At 71.9% G+C, this 16,671-nt stretch carries 20 protein-coding genes; 9 read left to right on the top strand and 11 right to left on the bottom strand.

The window, feature by feature from the left end:
* Positions 1 to 130 precede the first annotated feature (130 nt).
* The 4 genes from O3597_RS14220 to O3597_RS14205 all read left to right on the top strand — a co-directional run bounded on the left by O3597_RS14220 (position 131) and on the right by O3597_RS14205 (position 3,767).
* Complete coding sequence (locus O3597_RS14220; protein ID WP_281604436.1) at positions 131 to 1,489, top strand: hypothetical protein; 1,359 nt, start codon at positions 131 to 133, stop codon at positions 1,487 to 1,489.
* A 419-nt stretch (positions 1,490 to 1,908) separates the two neighbouring features.
* A complete protein-coding gene (locus O3597_RS14215) occupies positions 1,909 to 2,616 on the top strand; it encodes an AzlC family ABC transporter permease (RefSeq protein WP_281604435.1) in 708 nt (235 codons plus the stop codon).
* Positions 2,616 to 2,915, top strand: a complete 300-nt coding sequence (locus O3597_RS14210; RefSeq protein WP_281604434.1) for an AzlD domain-containing protein — start codon at positions 2,616 to 2,618, stop codon at positions 2,913 to 2,915. Before O3597_RS14215 ends, O3597_RS14210 begins: the two co-directional genes overlap by 1 nt.
* 111 nt (positions 2,916 to 3,026) lie before the next feature.
* Positions 3,027 to 3,767: an alanyl-tRNA editing protein gene (locus tag O3597_RS14205; RefSeq protein ID WP_281604433.1), complete on the top strand. Its 741-nt coding sequence runs from the start codon at positions 3,027 to 3,029 to the stop codon at positions 3,765 to 3,767.
* A 7-nt stretch (positions 3,768 to 3,774) separates the two neighbouring features.
* Here O3597_RS14205 and O3597_RS14200 read toward each other — a convergent pair whose 3' ends face one another.
* The 6 genes from O3597_RS14200 to O3597_RS14175 form a co-directional block, all read right to left on the bottom strand.
* Entirely contained in the window at positions 3,775 to 4,380 is a 606-nt protein-coding gene (locus O3597_RS14200) for a class I SAM-dependent methyltransferase (RefSeq protein ID WP_281604432.1), read from the bottom strand.
* Positions 4,381 to 4,411: 31 nt separating this feature from the next.
* Entirely contained in the window at positions 4,412 to 4,990 is a 579-nt protein-coding gene (locus O3597_RS14195) for a dihydrofolate reductase family protein (RefSeq protein WP_281604431.1), read from the bottom strand.
* The gene (locus O3597_RS14190; protein ID WP_281604430.1) at positions 4,987 to 6,186 is read right to left on the bottom strand and encodes a sigma-70 family RNA polymerase sigma factor; all 1,200 of its coding nucleotides are present in this window, start codon (positions 6,184 to 6,186) and stop codon (positions 4,987 to 4,989) included. Before O3597_RS14190 ends, O3597_RS14195 begins: the two co-directional genes overlap by 4 nt.
* Before the next feature lie 19 nt (positions 6,187 to 6,205).
* Positions 6,206 to 6,559 carry a YciI family protein gene (locus O3597_RS14185; protein ID WP_164450117.1) on the bottom strand — a complete coding sequence of 118 codons (354 nt, stop codon included), beginning with the start codon at positions 6,557 to 6,559 and terminating at the stop codon, positions 6,206 to 6,208.
* Positions 6,560 to 6,593: 34 nt separating this feature from the next.
* Positions 6,594 to 6,995: a DUF6069 family protein gene (locus O3597_RS14180; RefSeq protein WP_164450118.1), complete on the bottom strand. Its 402-nt coding sequence runs from the start codon at positions 6,993 to 6,995 to the stop codon at positions 6,594 to 6,596.
* Positions 6,996 to 7,098: 103 nt separating this feature from the next.
* On the bottom strand, positions 7,099 to 7,704 hold the full coding sequence (locus O3597_RS14175) for a YdeI/OmpD-associated family protein (protein WP_164450119.1): 606 nt from the start codon (positions 7,702 to 7,704) through the stop codon (positions 7,099 to 7,101).
* 119 nt (positions 7,705 to 7,823) lie between these two features.
* Here O3597_RS14175 and O3597_RS14170 point away from each other — a divergent pair, with 119 nt between their 5' ends.
* From O3597_RS14170 to xylB, 3 genes are all read left to right on the top strand, one after another.
* Positions 7,824 to 8,441, top strand: a complete 618-nt coding sequence (locus tag O3597_RS14170; RefSeq protein ID WP_281604429.1) for a helix-turn-helix domain-containing protein — start codon at positions 7,824 to 7,826, stop codon at positions 8,439 to 8,441.
* A gap of 22 nt (positions 8,442 to 8,463) precedes the next feature.
* Positions 8,464 to 8,919 (top strand): DUF3291 domain-containing protein, encoded by a 456-nt coding sequence (locus tag O3597_RS14165; protein ID WP_164450121.1) that lies wholly within the window; start codon positions 8,464 to 8,466, stop codon positions 8,917 to 8,919.
* Between the two features lie 143 nt (positions 8,920 to 9,062).
* The gene (xylB, locus tag O3597_RS14160; RefSeq protein WP_281604428.1) at positions 9,063 to 10,448 is read left to right on the top strand and encodes a xylulokinase; all 1,386 of its coding nucleotides are present in this window, start codon (positions 9,063 to 9,065) and stop codon (positions 10,446 to 10,448) included.
* A 77-nt stretch (positions 10,449 to 10,525) separates the two neighbouring features.
* Here xylB and O3597_RS14155 read toward each other — a convergent pair whose 3' ends face one another.
* From O3597_RS14155 to O3597_RS14140, 4 genes are all read right to left on the bottom strand, one after another.
* The gene (locus O3597_RS14155) at positions 10,526 to 11,914 is read right to left on the bottom strand and encodes an MBL fold metallo-hydrolase (protein ID WP_281604427.1); all 1,389 of its coding nucleotides are present in this window, start codon (positions 11,912 to 11,914) and stop codon (positions 10,526 to 10,528) included.
* A gap of 71 nt (positions 11,915 to 11,985) precedes the next feature.
* A complete protein-coding gene (locus O3597_RS14150; protein WP_281604426.1) occupies positions 11,986 to 12,402 on the bottom strand; it encodes a carbonic anhydrase in 417 nt (138 codons plus the stop codon).
* A 2-nt stretch (positions 12,403 to 12,404) separates the two neighbouring features.
* The gene (gene sulP, locus O3597_RS14145; protein WP_281604425.1) at positions 12,405 to 14,168 is read right to left on the bottom strand and encodes a sulfate permease; all 1,764 of its coding nucleotides are present in this window, start codon (positions 14,166 to 14,168) and stop codon (positions 12,405 to 12,407) included.
* Complete coding sequence (locus O3597_RS14140) at positions 14,165 to 14,755, bottom strand: rhodanese-like domain-containing protein (protein WP_281604424.1); 591 nt, start codon at positions 14,753 to 14,755, stop codon at positions 14,165 to 14,167. Before O3597_RS14140 ends, sulP begins: the two co-directional genes overlap by 4 nt.
* A gap of 151 nt (positions 14,756 to 14,906) precedes the next feature.
* Between O3597_RS14140 and O3597_RS14135 the strand changes: the two genes are divergently transcribed.
* Positions 14,907 to 15,173, top strand: coding sequence for a metal-sensitive transcriptional regulator (locus O3597_RS14135; RefSeq protein ID WP_099846331.1), 267 nt, complete (start codon positions 14,907 to 14,909; stop codon positions 15,171 to 15,173).
* A 19-nt stretch (positions 15,174 to 15,192) separates the two neighbouring features.
* Here O3597_RS14135 and O3597_RS14130 read toward each other — a convergent pair whose 3' ends face one another.
* Positions 15,193 to 15,816, bottom strand: a complete 624-nt coding sequence (locus O3597_RS14130) for a DUF6518 family protein (RefSeq protein WP_164450225.1) — start codon at positions 15,814 to 15,816, stop codon at positions 15,193 to 15,195.
* Positions 15,817 to 15,987: 171 nt separating this feature from the next.
* Between O3597_RS14130 and O3597_RS14125 the strand changes: the two genes are divergently transcribed.
* Positions 15,988 to 16,647 carry a hypothetical protein gene (locus tag O3597_RS14125; RefSeq protein ID WP_281604423.1) on the top strand — a complete coding sequence of 220 codons (660 nt, stop codon included), beginning with the start codon at positions 15,988 to 15,990 and terminating at the stop codon, positions 16,645 to 16,647.
* Positions 16,648 to 16,671 lie beyond the last annotated feature (24 nt).

Genomic DNA, 16,671 nt, shown 5'->3' with positions numbered 1-16,671 from the left:
GAGTCGTGGTGACCCGTAGCTGCCACCGACGAGGGCGGCGACGCCGTCGAGCAGAACCACCGGGGGCGTACGAGCACGCACCGTTGCGGGACGGAGAACTTCTTCATCGATGTCGACGAGGAGGCAGAGAATGCGAACCATCTGGACGGTCTGCGCGGTCTCCGTGCTGTCACTGAGCCTGGCCGCATGCGCCGACGGCGGCGACAACGGAACCGGGGGCCCCGCCCCCACCACCGGGACGGCACCGGCTCCCGGGCTGGCGGAATGCAGCAACGACCAGGTCGGGTACGCCGTGCAGTATCCCAGCGACTGGCACACCAACTCAGGCGACGTGGTGGCGGCATGCAGCTACTTCGACCCCGAACCCATATCGGTCGGCGAAGGCACCGAACCAGCCGTGGCGATCGTCTTGCGCGCGACCGAGACCGGCTACCGGACCGCGTCGTCGCCCGACGCGTTCGGCGAGGTTCGCTCCCGCGACTCCGGCATGGTCGACGGTCGGGAGGCCGTGGCCGTCGTCGCCGAAGCCACGGGAGAAGGGCTGCTCGACGAGGGCACGCTGGGTTACGACTGGGTCGTCAACATCGCCGACGGCAGCTTCATCGCCACTACCCACGACACGCCTGGGCGTGACTTCTCGCGCAACTCGAAGGTGCTCGACCAGATCATCGCCAGCCTCACCTTCACCGCACCGCCACCGGACGACGGCGACGGTGCCGGGGGCGGCGGAGAACGGACCGTCGTCGCCCGCTACGAGCTGTTCGACGTCGTGGCCATCCGTACCGCCGACGAGCTGTGCCTGGTGGCCCGTGCCGACGGCACCGAAGGTGATCAGGCGTGCTGGCCCGGCGGTGGGCCGGCCGCCGATCTCACGGTGAGTCCGCTCGACGTGCCAGGCGATGCCGCAGCGATCGGCGGCCTGGCCGCGCCGCGGTTGCCTCGCGTCCTGGTCGGCACCGCGGGCGACGGCACCGCCGGGTTCCGCCCGTCGGACATCGGCGGGACCGAGGTGCGGGCCTGGGTCGTGCCCGTCGCGCAGTCACGGACCGATCGGGTGATCGGGTACACCGATGCCGACGAGATCGCCGTTACGCTCGATGCCCGAGGCGAGCCCACCGAGGTGCTGCCCGACGTCAATACGCAGCCTGAGAACACCGAGCCGTCCGAAGAGTTCCATCTCCTGAACGACGTGGAGACCGGGCTGCATGCCGGCTACGACCGGATCACGTTCCGGTTCCCGGAGGGCGTGCCCGGTTACGAGGTGTCGTACGAGGAACGCCCGATCGTCGAAGCCGGCTCCGGCGCGGAGGTGACGATCCGGGGCGACGCCGTGATCGTCGTCCGCATGCAGCTCGCGTCGGGCCGGGAGCGGACCGGTACGGGGCAGCCGACGTACACCGGGCCGCAGCGGTTCGACGGCGCCGGCACCTTCGCCGTGACCGAGGTCGGCCGAATCGGTGATTTCGAGGGCGTCTCTCCTGGGCGGTAGGCGTGCGCGACGAGTTGCCGTTCCGGGTTCAGGTGTTCGACAACGTCCTCGCGGTGGACGTCCGGCATGCCGGGTGACCGCTGCTGACCACCCGACTTTCAGCGAGGACCAGCGGCGGAACCTCCCGCTGTGCGTCCTGGCCGCGATGCCCGGTCCGGGGCGCCGCCGTAGGCAGCGTCACCGGCTGGGCGTCGCTGGCCCGGGGTTGGCGGGCCCCCACCACGGCACCGACCTCGGTATTCTGCTCGCGGGTGAGAAGCGCACTGGTGCCCGCTGCGCCGAGCTGTGCCCAATGAGGTGCGGGCTTCCCGAACCCTCGGTGCCGCCGACAATCCGACCGCGCCGCCGCGATCCGGCATGCGAGTAGGTACGGCAAGACAGCACGAGCGGTGCGAGCAGGTACGCGAAGGGACGCCGACGTGAGTACGACAGGCACGATCGCGGATCGAAGTTGGCCGAGGGCGCGTACCGCCGTCCTGCGCGACGCGTTCGGGGTGGGCGTGGCGGTCGGTGCGCTGGGGCTCTCCTTCGGCGCGCTGTCGGTACTTGCCGGTTTCTCCGTCGCGCAGACCTGCGCGTTGTCGCTGCTGATGTTCTCCGGCGCGTCGCAGTTCGCCGTGGTCGGGGTGTTGGGTGCCGGCGGTGGCGCACTGACCGGCGCGGCCACGGCAACCCTGTTGGGGGTGCGGAACAGCCTCTACGGCCTGAATCTGGCATCCCTGCTGCGGCTGCGGGGGGTGCGGCGCCTGGTCGGCGCTCATCTGGTGCTGGACGAGAGCTCGGCGATGGCGACGGCCCGCGACGACCCACGCGAGGCACGGCTGGCGTTCTGGGCCACCGGGATCTCCGTCTTCGTCCTCTGGAACATCGCCACGCTGGGCGGTGCGCTCGGCGCGCACGTGCTGCCCGACCCGGAGGCACTCGGCCTTGACGTGGCCGCACCGGCCGCGTTCGTCGCCCTGCTGCTGCCGCGGTTGCGCGGCCGGCGGCTGTGGGCGCTCGCGGTCGCCGCGGCCGGGCTCGCGCTGGTCATGGTGCCGTTGTTGCCGGCCGGGACACCGGTGCTGGTGGCCGGGCTGACCGCCATCGTCGCGGCGTTCGCCGCCCGTCGGGCGGGTGGCCGCTGATGTGGACGGCGATCCTGTTGGGCACCCTCGGGGTGTACCTGCTCAAGCTGGTCGGGCTGTGCGTGCCGAAGTCGGTGCTGGAACAGCCGCAGGTGCAGCAGGCGTCGGGGTTGCTGCCGGTGGCGCTGCTGGCCGCCCTGGTGGCGGTGCAGACCTTCGCCACCGGCCACGATCTGGTGCTCGACGCGCGCGCCGCCGGGTTTGCCGTCGCCCTGGTGGCGGCGTTGCTGCGGGCACCGTTCCTGCTGGTCGTCGCCCTGGGCGCCGGCACCGCGGCGGTGCTGCGTCTGATCACCTAGCGACATCGGATGTTCGTCGCCGGTGTCCAGTTACGAATAGTCCTGATGACCGTACGAGTGCTGAAGGGAGACGGAGTGGCGGGTCGGTGACGGCCGCCCTCCCATCAACCTATGGGTATTGATCACCATGGCCGGACCCACCGGCTGGACTGGGCCGACGTCACCCTCCGCGAGTGGGACTGCACGGTGCTGTGGTCGGATCCGGCGGATCCCGAGCAGGGCATCGTGCTGGACCGGTCCGCGTTCTATCCCGGCGGTGGTGGTCAGCCGCCGGACCACGGCGTGCTGATCTGGCAGGGCGTGCAGACGCGGATCGTCGGCACCCGCAAGGGCGACGACCTGTACCTGTTGCCCGCCCCGGGGGACCCGGTGCCCCCGGTCGGCACCACGGTGACCGGAGCGATCGACGACGACCGCCGCACCTCGCTCATGCGTACCCACTCGGGACTGCACGTGCTGTGCGGCACGGTCTTCCGCGACTTCAACGTCCTGGTGACCGGGAGCAACATGGAGCCCGGCGAGGCGCGGATGGACTTCAACCTGCCGGAGATCCCGCCGGGCTTCAAACAGAGCCTGGAGGACGCGGTGAACGCCGAGATCGCCGCGGACCGCAAGATCGTCGTGCGGATGCTCTCCCGGGAGGAGGCGGACGCGACTCCCGACCTGGTACGCACCCAGTTCAAGGCGCCTCCGGAATTGCCGCAGGTGCGGGTGGTGGACATCGTCGGCCTCGACGTGCAGGCCGACGGGGGCACGCACGTGGCGTCGACCGCTCAGATCGGCCGGGTCACGGTCACGAAGGTCGAGAGCAAGGGCCGGCAGAACCGGCGAGTCCGCATCAGACTGACGTGACACCGCACTAGCTGTACCGGCTCCGGGACGGGCGGCGGTCCGGCCGTCGGGTGCTCATGATCAGGCCGGTGCCGGCCGGGATCCGCGCCACGACGAGGCGGGGGTCGTCGGCCAGGGTCCGCTCGACCCGCTGCACCGCGGCACGGTGCCGCGGGTCGGTGTACCGGGCCAGGTCCATGTCGTCGACGACCAGCAGCCCACCGGGGGCCAGCGCGTCGATCGTCAGATCGAGGCCGGTCCACTTGCCGGCCACCGCGTCCGCGAAGATGAGATCGAACCGGCCCAGCGTGGGCAGCAACGCCTCGGCGTCACCGGTGTGGACCGTCACGTACGGCGGCCAGTCGTCCGCCCGGACGGCCGTGGCCAGGGACTCGTCCAGCTCGACCGTCTCCAGCCGCACGTCGTCGCGCTGGCCGAGCCCCTCCGCCAGCCAGGCGGTGCCGACACCCGTACCGGTGCCCAGTTCCAGGATCCGACCGTCCGGTGGGACCGCGGCCGCCAACGTCGCCAGCAGCGGGCCCATCGGGTCCTCGCAGACCCCCGGAAAGCCGAGCGCGGACGCGCGGGCGAGCGCGCGGCGCACCCGGGCGGGTACCTCGGTGTCGCGGGTCATGCGGTCTCCTTCGACCGGCGTGGCCGCGTTGTCAGCCGTGCCGGGTGGGACGGTAGACGAGTTCCTGGATGTGACCGTCGAGGGTCCGACTCTCGATCAGCTCCAGGTCGAAGTCGGCCGCGTCCTGGAAGATCGGTTCGGTGCCGGTCTGGCCCGTGATCACCGGGAAGATCGTCACCTGGACGCGGTCGACCAGTCCGGCGGCCATCAGTGCCCGGTTCATCGACAGGCTGCCGTGCGACCGCAGCGGCACCTCGGACTCCTCCTTCAGCCGGGCGACGACGTCGACGGCGTCGCCGCGCGCGATTGTCGCGTCCGGCCAGTCGAGGGGCCCGTCGAGGGTGGACGACACCACCGTCGCCGGCAGGTGGCGCATCTGGGTGACCCAGGCGTCCCGTACCTCGGACTCGTCGGTGCTCTCGGCCAGCAACCGCGCGAAGATCCGGTACGTGTCGGCGCCGAAGACCATGCGCTGCCGCGGGCGGTACGCGGCGAGGCGGTGGGCGAGCAGTTCGGGGCCCTGTTTGCCCCAGTAGCCGCCCCAGTCCCCACGGTGGGTGCCGAAGCCGTCGAGGCTGGAGAAGACGTCGAAGGTGTAGGTGACGATCATGCTGTTCTCCTCGTGCGGGTGAGTTCGGTGCGACGCCGTTCCAGGTGGGTGCGTTCGGTGTCGTTGGTGGCCAGCGCGATGGCCTCGTCGTAGGCGGCCCGGCTGGCGGTGACGCGGCCGAGCCTGGCCAGCAACTCGGCGCGGGTGGCGGGCAGCCGGTGGTAGCCGGGGAGGTCGATCTCTGCCAATGCGGCGAGGGCCTCCGCCGGTCCGTGTACCTCGGCCACCGCGACCGCGCGGTTGAGCGCGACGATCGGGGTCGGTACCAGCGCGAACAGTTGGTCGTACAGTGCCAGGACCTGGCGCCATTCGGTGGCGGCACCGTCGGTGTGCACCGCGCCGATCGCGGCCTGGATCTGGTAGGGCCCGGGCCGGTTGCGGCGCAGGCAGCGGCGGACCAGGTCGTGGCCCTCGGCGATGAGCGTCCGGTCCCACAGCGACCGGTCCTGGTCGGCCAGCGGCACCAGGTCACCGGCCGGGCCGAGCCGGGCCGGTCGGCGCGCCTCGGTGAGCAGCAGCAGGGCGAGCAGGCCGAGCACCTCGGGTTCGTCGGGCATCAGCGCGGCGAGTTCCCGGGCGAGCCGGATCGCTTCGGTGCACAGGTCCGTTCTGATCAGCGGCCCGGCGGTGGTCGTGTAGCCCTCGTTGAACATCAGGTAGAGCACGGTGAGCACGGGCGGCAGCCGATCCGGCAACTCGTGTTCGGCGGGCACCCGGTACGGGATGCCGGCGTCACGGATCTTCTTCTTGGCCCGCACGATCCGCTGGGCGACGGTCGCCTCCTGGATCAGGTAGGCCCGGGCGATCTCCGGCACGTCGAGGCCACCGAGCAGGCGGAGCGTGAGGGCGGTACGCGCGTCTGGGGCGAGCGCCGGGTGGCAGCAGGTGAAGATGAGTCGTAGCTGGTCGTCGCGCACCGGTCCCACCTCCTGGGGTTCGTCCTGTTGGTGCAGCAGCAGGGCCTCGGCGTACCGGGCCTCGCGGGTCGTCTCCCGGCGGAGCCGATCGACGGCCCGGTTGCGGGCGGTGGTCACGATCCAGGCGCCCGGGTTCGGCGGCAGGGTCTGCCACTTCTGCACCGCCGTGGCGAAGGCGTCCTGGACCGCCTCCTCGGCGAGGTGCAGGTCGCCGAGGAGGCGGGTCAGGGTGGCGACGCAGCGGCCGTACTCCGCGCGGTAGACGCTCGCCAGGTCCATTTCGGGTGACCGGTCCGGTTCAGGCCTGGGACAGGTCGTCGAAGGGGCGTACCTCGACCGGGCCGCAGGCCGCCGCGCACTTCTCGGCCCAGGCGAGGGCCTCGTCCAGGTCGGCGCACCTGATGACCCAGAAGCCGGCGATGTGTTCCTTCGTCTCGGCGAACGGCCCGTCGCTCATGGTGGTGGCGCCGTTCTCGTTCCGGACGACGGTGGCGGTGTCCGGCGACCGGAGTCCGCCGCCGAAGACCCAGGCGCCGGCGGCCTGCATCTCGTCGTTGATCAGAGCGGTCTCCCGGAACACGGTCTGCATCTCCTCCTCGGTCGGCTCCGGCGCGCCCTCGACGAAGTGCACGGACAGCAGGTACTGCTTCATGACGATCCTCCGGTGGTTCGATGGTTGGGTGTGGTCAGGCGGCCAGGCGGCGCGCGACAGCGGGGATCACGATCGCGGCCGCGACCAGGTGGGTGAACATCAGCAGCGCCTTGGTCGCCGGACTGGCGTCGACGATCACGTCCGGCACCAGCGACAGCATCGTCAGCACCACCGTCGTACGGACGAAGGCACGCCGGGGATGCCGGGCGAAGCGGGACAGCAGCGCGGCGATGGCCACGCCGAGCAGCGAGAAGACGGCGGTCAGCACGCCGAACCCGGTGATCGGGATGGGGGCTCCGCCGATGTCGAGGCTGATGCCCGCCGCGTTGCCGGCGGCGGCGACGGCCATCGTGGCGGCGCTGGCGGCAGCCGTGGCGACGACGCCGGTCCCGATGGTCGACGTGATGGCGCGGGTCGTGTTCGCGGTGGTGCTCATCGTGCCCTCCAGGCGTGTGTCCCGGCTCGGTGCCGGGCTCTCACCACAGCTACGAAGAGGACCAGCCCCGATCGACAGGTGCGCCAAGATTTTTTCGAGGAATTCAGTCCGCCGGTGCGGGCCGGGCCTTCTGCGGATGGAACGTCTCGTGGCGGGCCAGCATGGCGACGAACTCGCCGATCTTCCGTTCGCGGGTCTCGGCCCGCTTGACGGCGTTGAGCCGGTAAATGAGGGCGAACCGGTTGGTCTTGGTGAGGACGTCGAACATGGCCTGGGCGGCGGGGTCGGCCGCGATGGCGGCGAGCAGGTCGGCCGGCACCTCGGCCTCCGACGGTGGGGCGTACGCGGCCGCCCACCGGCCGTCCGCCTTCGCGGCCTCCACGACGGCGCGACCCGGTGGCTGCATCCGCCCCTGCGCCTCCAGCCGGGCGACGTGTGCCACGTTCCGCTGTGACCAGGAGCTGCGCGGCCGGCGCGGGGTGAACCGGATCCAGGAGGTCTGGTGATCCCCTTTCCGGGCCTGCCCGTCGATCCAGCCGAAGCACAGGGCCTCGTCGACCGCCTGCTGCCAGGTGAGGGTGGTGACCGAGCCGCCCTTCTTGGTGAGGGCCAGCCAGACGCCGGGTGAGGTGGCGTGGTTGGCCGACAACCAGGTACGCAGCGCGTCGGCGTCCGCGACGATCAACTCATCCAGTTCAGCGCTCGCCATGACGGGCAGACTAGTGCGGTACCCGGACATGTTGACGGTGCCGCCGCCCGGACCGGCGGCCCTGGCCGGTCGCCGCGGCCTCGGCCGGTGACCGTGCTCGGGCGGGTAGCGTCGGCAGCATGTCGTTGGAGGCCATCGGGGCGCTGCGGGAGCCGGTGCGCCGGGCAGTCTATGAGTACGTGGTCGCGCGGGCGGAGCCGGTGAGCCGTAACGAGGTGGCCGAGGCGACGGCCATCGGCCGTACCCTGGCGGCCTTCCACCTGGAAAAGCTGGCCGAGGCGGGGCTGCTGGAGACGGCGTACGCGCCGCGCAGCGGTGGGCCGGGTGCGGGCCGGCCGGCCAAGTTGTACCGCCGGTCGGCGGCCGAACACGCGGTGACGCTGCCGCCGCGCGACTACCGGTTGTTGGCCGATGTGCTGGCGAGTGCGGTCGAGCGGTCCGGTGTGGAACCGGCGGTCCACGCGGCGGCGCGCGAGCTGGGTGCGAAGCTCGCCGGAGGCGAGGTGTTCGCGCGCCTGGGGACACTCGGTTACGAGCCGTTCGTGGACGCCGACCAGACGATCCGACTGCGCAACTGTCCCTTCCACGCGCTGGCCGAGGCGTATCCCGCGCTGGTCTGCGGGTTGAACCTGGCGCTGCTCGACGGTCTGGTGGGCGATCGTGGCTGGGACGTCCGGCTCGACCCCGGCCCGACCGGGTGCTGCGTCGTGATCCGGTCTAAAAACAATCAGGATTGACATAGAACATAGGCTTGGTCGCATGGCCGACCATCATCTGGCGCAACTGAACATCGCCCGACTGCGCGCCCCCATCGACAGCCCCGAACTCGCCGACTTCGTCGCCCAACTTCCGGAGATCAACGGCCTGGCCGAGCGGTCGCCCGGCTACGTCTGGCGACTGCAGGACGAGTCCGGCGACGCCACCGCGCTGCGGCCCTTCGGACCGGACATCATCGTGAACCTGACCGTCTGGCAGTCGGTCGAGGCACTGCGCGGCTTCGTGTACCGCACCGCGCACCTGGAGCCGATGCGCCGGCGGCGGGAGTGGTTCGTCCCACTCGACCGCCCCCACCTCGTGCTGTGGTGGATTCCCGCCGGCGTCCTGCCCACCATCACCGAGGCCGCCGAACGGCTGGAACTGCTGACCGCCGGCCCGTCGCCGGAGGCCTTCACCTTTCGGGAGCCGTACCCGTCGCCCGGCGCGCGAGCCGCGTGACCGTTCGGAGCGACGGCACGACGCGGTCGGTGGCGGTCACCACGTTGGCCAAGCCGAGCGTTTGGTCGACGCCCGTAGAGTCGGCCTCGACAACATCGGTCGAGTGCCGCCACCCACCGGCACCGGACCCTGTGGAGCGTGCGATGGCACTGGTTGCCGGCGTGGATTCGTCCACCCAGTCGACAAAGGTCGTGGTGTGCGACGCGGACACCGGGGAGGTGCTCCGTGAGGGTCGTGCCGCACACCCCGACGGGACCGAGGTCGACCCGCACCTGTGGTGGGCCGCCTTCGAGCGGGCGAGTGCCGGGCTGCTGGACGGGGTGGCCGCCATCGGCGTCGGCGGGCAGCAGCAGGGCATGATCTGCCTCGACGAGGCAGGCGAGGTGGTGCGTCCCGCGCTGCTGTGGAACGACACCCGATCGGCGCGCGCCGCGGTCGACCTCACCGACGAGTTCGGTGGCCCGCAGGCCTGGGCCGACGCGGTCGGGCTGGTTCCGGTGGCCAGCTTCACGGTCACCAAACTGCGCTGGTTCGCCCGCGCCGAGCCGGAACTCGCGGCTAGGACCCGCACGGTGCTGCTGCCGCACGACTGGCTCACCCACCGGTTGCGCGCGGGTGGGGGAGAGCCGACGACCGATCGCGGTGAGGCCTCCGGCACCGGGTACTGGTCTCCGGCGACCGGGGAGTACCGGCGAGACCTGGTGCGGCTCGCCTTCGGTCGGGACGTGGCGCTGCCCCGGGTCGCCGGGCCTGCCGAGACGGTCGGCGAGACCGCGTCCGGGGCGATACTCGCGGCGGGCACCGGCGACACCATGGGCGCGGCACTCGGGGTCGGTCTGCGAAGCGGCGACGTGGTGGTTTCGCTGGGCACCTCGGGGTGTGCGTTCGGGCTGAGTGAGGTGCCGACCGCCGACCCGAGTGGGCTGGTGGCCGGCTACGCCGACGCGACCGGCCGGTTCCTGCCGCTGGTGTGCACGCTCAACGCGGCAAGGGTGCTGGTCGCCGTCGCCGACCTGCTGGGCCGGTCACTCGCCGAACTCGACGACCTGGCGCTGTCGGCGTCGCCCGGCGCGGGCGGGTTGACGCTCCTGCCGTACCTGGACGGGGAACGCACGCCCAATCTGCCCGACGCCCGCGGTCTGCTCGCCGGGCTGACCCGGACGAACGCGTCGGCGGCGAACCTCGCGCGGGCCGCGGTGGAGGGCATGCTCGGTGGCCTCGCCGACGCCCTCGACGCCCTGCGGGCCCAGGGCATTCCGGTGGACCGGGTGCTACTGGTCGGTGGCGCGGCCAGGTCACGCGCGGTGCGGGCGATCGCGCCGGCACTGTTCGGCACGCCGGTGGGCGTGCCGAGCCCCGGCGAGTACGTCGCGCTCGGCGCGGCGCGTCAGGCGGCCTGGGCGCTGTCCGGTGCGGCCGAACCGCCACAGTGGCCGGTCGTGGCCGAGGAGGTCGCCGCCGCCGGCACCCCGGAGGTGTACGAGCGCTACGTCGACATCCGCCAACGGGCGCTCCGGCTGCTGACCTGACGCAGGGCGGGTCTCTCATGCTGCCCGGTGCGGGCGTGACCGCGACAGCGGCGGCCCCGCCCGCACCCGGTCAGGGCTCAGGCCGCGGTGGGTTGTCGTAGCGCCTGCCAGGCGCCGTAGCCGCCGAGCAGGTCGGAGACGTCGGTACGGCCAGCCGCCCGCAGCAGGCTGGCGGCGACGGAGGAGCGGTAGCCGCCGGCGCAGTGCACGACGACGGGCCGGTCGTCGGGCACCTCGGCGAGTCGCCCGGGCAGCTCGGCCAGCGGGATGTGCAGCGACCCGTCGATGGCGCCCTGCTCGCGCTCGCCGGCGTTGCGCACGTCGAGTACGCGCGGCGGCTCGGGCCGGTCCAGGGCGTCGCGCAGCTCGGTGGCGGTGACCCGGCTGGCCGGGGTCAGCTCGGCGAGCATCTCGCGGAACGCGTGCTCGGGGTCGCGCAGGTAACCGGCGACATGGTCGAAGCCGATCCGGGCGAGGCGGGTCACGATCTCCTCCTCGCGGTCCTGGTGGGCGACGACGAGGATGGTGCGATCCGGGGCGACCACGCTGCCGGCGGTCTCGGCGAAGCGGCCGTCGGCGGGGATGTTGAGCGCGCCACGAACGTGCCCGGCGGCGTACTCGTGCGGGTCACGGGTGTCGACGACGACGGCGCCGTCGGCCCGGGCGGCGAGGAACTCGGCGGGGGTGAGCGGCCGGGCGGGGCGGCGGGCGTGGTCGAACAGCTCGCGGGCCTTACGGTTGAGCACCGCGTCGAACGCGAAGTATCCCGGTGCCGCCGGCTGACCGCCGGTGACCAGCGCGACGAACTGTTCCTCGCTCATCGGTGCGCAGGCGTAGTTGGTGCGGCGCTGCTCACCGATCGTGGACTGCCGCTCGGTCGACAGATTCTTGCCGCAGGCCGAGCCCGCGCCGTGGGCCGGGAAGACCCGCACCTGGTCGGGCAGGGTCATCAGCCTGTGGTGCACGCTGTGGTAGAGCATGCTGCCCAGCTCGTCGGCGGTGACGCCGAGCGAGGCGAGCAGGTCGGGTCGACCCACGTCGCCGATGAACAACGCGTCACCGGTCAGCACTCCGTACGGGACCGGGTCGTCGGCGTGCTCGTACACCAGCACGCTCACCGACTCCGGGGTGTGGCCGGGCGTCTCCATGATCTGCAGGGTCACCTCGCCGAGGCTGATCCGGTCGCCGTCGGTCAGCTTGCGGATCGGGTACTCGGTCTCGGCGCGTCGGCCGTACCCGATCCAGGCGCCGGTCGCCGCGGCCACCTCCAGGTGGCCGGCGAGGAAGTCGGCGTGGAAGTGGGTGTTGATGACGCCCTCGATGCTCAGCTCGCGCGCCCGGGCGTCGGCGAGGTACTCCTCGACGTCGCGGCGCGGGTCGACCAGGATCGCCCGGCCGGTGGTGTCGTCGGCGATCAGGTACGACGCCTGGGACAGGCAGTCCAGGTAGTACTGGGTGAACAGCATGGTCAGCTCCTTCACGGACGGTACGGCTGATAGGTCATGTATACCCCTGGGGGTATATGATGGGCAAAGGGCTACGGGCCGCTCTCCGGCGGCGTCACCTCCGCGACGAGTTCCGGTGTCCAGCACCGGTGGCCGCATCGGCCCGCGTGCACGGCCAGCAGGCGGGTGCCCGGCAGCCGTCCGGCCAGCCGGGACAGGCCGGTACGCAGCTGGCGATGATGCTCGGTCAGACTCACCGGGTTCCCCGCGCAGTCGGAGTGTGCGGCGACGACCAGGGTCGCGCTGCCGTGCGCGCGCTGCGAGACCCGCACCTTGGCCAGGAGCGCGTCCAGCCGGGCCTCACCCGTCGTGGCCAGCACCGCCTCCGGTCCGGGCTCGGTGATGGTGTCGAGGTACTCGACGTCGAGATGCCGTCGCACCCACTCGTCGAGAGGGCGCTGGATGCGGCCGTCGATACAGCTGAGCAGGGTGGCGAACCGATCGGACACGACTACAACACCTCCTGGGGTGACGGCGGCCGTGCGGCCGCGTCGACCAGCCGCTCTTCCGCCCGGCCGTCCACGGCGGCCAGCGCGGCGGTCAGGTCGGGGTGCACCCGACCGGCGCCATGCACCGTCTGCCACACACCCGCCCGGGCGAGCAGGTCGCGTACCGGCCCACGGACCGTTGCCAGGTGCAGCGCCACACCCCGGATGGTGAGGCGTTCGTGCAGCTCGGCGACGGCATGGGCACCGTCGACATCGGCGTCGCCGATCGCGCTGGCGTCGAGCACCAGCGCCGTCAGCTCCGGCCGGCGCTCGGCCAGGCCGAGCAGGCGGTCGGCCAGGAACTGGGCGTTGGCGAAGTACAGCGGTCCGTCCACCCGGACGATCGCCACCCGAGGGTCGGTGACCAGTCCGGTGTAGCGGGTCACGTTGCGGTACGTCTGGGTGCCCGGCACCCGGCCGAGTTCGGCCAGGTGCGGCCGGGCCGAACGCCACAGGAAGATCGCCAGCGCGAAGGTGACGCCGGCGGCGAGACCGGGCTCGACCCCGAACAGCAGGGTGACCACGAAGGTGAGGACCAGGGTCAGGCCGTCCGAGCGGCGGGTCCGCCACGCGGTCACCGCGGCCCGGCGGTCGACCAGTCCGAGCACCGCCACCACCACGATCGCGGCGAGCACCGCCTTGGGCAGGTGATGGAAGGCCGGCGTCAGGAACACCGCGGTCAGCGCCACCACCACGGCGGTGACCACGCTGGCCAGCGGCGTCCGGGCCCCGGCGGAGAAGTTCACCGCGCTGCGGGAGAAACCGCCGGCCACCGGGAACGCCTGGAACAGACCAGCCGCGACGTTCGCCGAGCCGACCGCCGCGAGTTCCTGGTTGGGGCTGACCTGCTGGCGGGCCCGCGCGGCGAGGGACTTGGCCACGGCGATGCCCTCCAGGTAGGCGACAAGTGCGATCGCCACGGCGGAGGGCAGCAACGCCGTCACGTCCGAGCCGCCGAGGGCGGGAACGGTCGGGGCGGGAAGCCCACCGGGAACCTCGGCGAGGATCCGTACGCCGTGTGTGCCGAGGGAGAACGCGGCGCTGGCCACGGTGACGCCGGCCACCACGAGCAGGGCACCGGGCAGCTTCGGCAGGTGTCGACGCGCCAGCAGCAGACCGGCGACGCTGGCCAGCGAGACGAGGACGGTCAACGGGTGAATCGTGGTGGCCGACCGCCAGAGCGACGCGACGATCGCCGGAAACGTCTCCGCCCGCCCGGCGTCGAGCCCGAACAGGTCCTTCACCTGACTGGCCGCGATCACGATCGCCGCGGCGGAGGTGAAGCCGGACAACACCGAGTGGGACATGAAGTTGACCAGGGCGCCGAGCCGCAGCACCCCCATCAGCACCTGGATCGCGCCGACCAGCAGGGCGAGCAGGCCGGCGAGGGCCGCGTACCGGGCCGGGTCGCCGTCGGCGAGGGGAGCCAGCGCGGTGCCGGTCATCAACGCGGTGATGGCCACCGGCCCGACGGCAAGTGATCCGGAACTGCCCAGCAGCGCGTAGACCAGCAGCGGCACGACCGAGGCGTAGAGGCCGGCGACGGGCGGCATGCCGGCCAGGGCGGCGTAGGCCATGCTCTGCGGGACCAGCATGACCGCCACGGTCAGCCCGGCGATCAGGTCATGGCGCAGGGTGCGGCGGTCGTAGTGGCGCAGCCATCCGAGCAGGGGCACCACCCGAGCCAGGCCGTCGCGGTCCGGTCGGAGGTACTGCGTACCGTTCATGCCTGGTGCCGCTCGGTGCGCAGCCGGGCCAGGGACCGGTCGACGTCGCAACCGGCGCCGCGGTTGTAGGGGAGCCGGGCCAGCATCGCGCCCATCGCGCAGGTGTCGGTCAGGGCGGCGAAGGTCAGGCCGGCGCCGACGAGACCGGCCACGTATCGGGCGGCGGGCACCCAGACGCTGACGACGACGGCGAGCAGCACGACCCCGCCGGCGACGAGGCGGACCTGGCGTTCCAGGCTCCACCGCTGCCGGCCGCGCTCCACCGGGCCACCCGCGGCCACCCAGGCGTTCATGCCGCCGGTGATGACGGTGGCGTCGGTCAGACCGGCGTCGGCCAGCCGGGTGCAGGCCGCCGTGGCCCGGTTGCCGGACTGACACATCAGCAGGATCCGGCCGCCCGCGTCGTTGACGATCCGACCCAGGTGCGCGTCGACCTGGTCGAGCGGCAGGTTGATCGAGGCCGGCACGTGTGCGGTCTCGAACTCGCCCGGGGTGCGCACGTCGACGATCAACACGTCGGGGTTGTCGGCGATCAGGGCTCGTGCGGTGGGCACGTCGATGGTCGGGGAACTGCTCCTGGCGGTCACGGACACTCCATCCTCAGGTTCGGTGATATACCCTAGGGGGTATCTGATTCGAGTATTGACCACGAATCGGCGAACGGCAAACGGCTCGCGGCCGGGCGTCGGGAAATACCCCCCGGTGTACTGTTGTTCGACGAGCCGGGAGGGGTGGGAGATGCAGGTCGACGAGGACGCGGTCGGTGATGTGGTCAAGCGACTGCGCCGTGCCGAGGGTCAGATTCGCGGCGTCATCGGCATGCTCGAGGACGGGCGTGACTGCGCCGAGGTGGTGACTCAGTTGGCGGCGGTCTCGCGCGCGTTGGACCGGGCCGGATTCAAGATCATTGCGAGCGGCTTGGAGCAGTGTGTCAGCGGCTCCGCCGGGGAGGACCGCAAGGCCAACCTCGAACAGATGGAGAAGCTGTTCCTGTCACTGGCCTGAGGTGCGCAGTCTGGTTGGGTCAGCGGAACCCGGCCAGCAGGAACGCCGCCAGGCCCGCCAGCGCCAGCGGCACCGCCGCGGCGAGGGCCAGTACCCGCTGCCGGTTCGTCCGCGCGGCCAGGACGAGGGCCAGCAGGCCGAGCGCGATCCTGATCAGCGCGTCCCAGATCGGGTCGTCGCCGTAGTTGGGGTCGCCGATCCGGCGAATCTCCAGCCCCGCCTCGGCGAACAGCACGGCGGCCGGCAGTGCCGGTCCGACCACCTGTCGCCAGCCTGTGCCGCGTGCCCAGGTCCCGGCGATGCCGAAGAGCACCCCGGCGAGGACACCGAAACACATCCACAGCAGGGATGTCGGTGCCCACAGCACGGCCCAGTCGTCGCCCTGCACGAGTGCCGCCGTGACGTAGTAGCCGGGCACCGCGATCACGAGCGCGACAGCGGCGCCCGCCGCCGCGCGCAGCAGGCCCGACCGGACCCAGCAGCCGAAGATGAAGGCGGCAACCGCCCACACCGCGCTGGAGTTGCCGAGGTTGCCGACCGGATACGGCACGTACTTGATCCAGATGAAGTCGACGGCGCCGAGCAGCATGCCGCCCAGCACCGCCGCGAGCGCCACGTGTCGGTTGTCGGGTCCAGACCGCATGACACGCGAGAATACCGGGTATGCATCGATATCGCGCGTCGGGGCGCCGGACCGCCTCGATCAGCTCCCTTGCATACCCGTGCGGCCTTCCGGGTACGTCGATCAACGAGGACGGCCCCGGGGCGGTGCGCCGACCGGAAAGCCTGCACGGGCCGGGATGGGGAGCGAGGAATGTCGAAGCGAAGCCGGTTCGCCGCGGCGGGGGTGGTGGCACTGGCCGTGGGCGCCGTGGGGTGCGGTGACCCGGGTGGCACCGACGACGTCTCCGCCTCGCCGACGGTGACGGGTTCACCGATCGCCGAGGCCACCACCACGACGGTGCCCATGCCCACGGCGTCGACGTCGGCCAGCCCGGAGCCGACCGCCACTCCGGCGGTGCTGTCCGGCACCCGCCAGATCACCATCACCCGGATGGACGGCTTCGAGGCCGGACTGTCGCTGACCGACGACGGCCGCCTGGCCGAGGTGGACGACGACAGTGGTCGGCAGTTGTTCGTGCCGACCCCGCTGGGCGGGCAGGACTTTCTGATCTGGTCGTACCGTGGGGCCGGCGGTGGCCCCGGCACCGGCGACCCGGTCTGCTGGCAGGTCCGCAACCCCGGTGGCGGCCGGCCGCTGCTGGTGGAGGGCGCCGCCTGTCGGAAGGACGAGCCACGACAGCAGTTCGCCATCACCGCCGCCGACGCGGATGAGGGGTTCCTGATCAGCAACAACGCGGCGTACCTGCGGACGTCACGGGACGCCGGGTTGATCCTGGAGGAGTTGGGCGACGGGCCGCCGACGAGCAGCTTCCGGTTCAACGACAACGGGCCGGCACCCAGCCGGGACTGACCGAGCCGCGTTTCCCACCTATGT

This window comes from Verrucosispora sp. WMMA2044, from assembly GCF_027497155.1.
GTDB lineage: Bacteria > Actinomycetota > Actinomycetes > Mycobacteriales > Micromonosporaceae > Micromonospora > Micromonospora palythoicola.
Note: the sequence above shows the minus strand (reverse complement) of the source record. Positions and strands in the feature narration are given on the sequence as shown.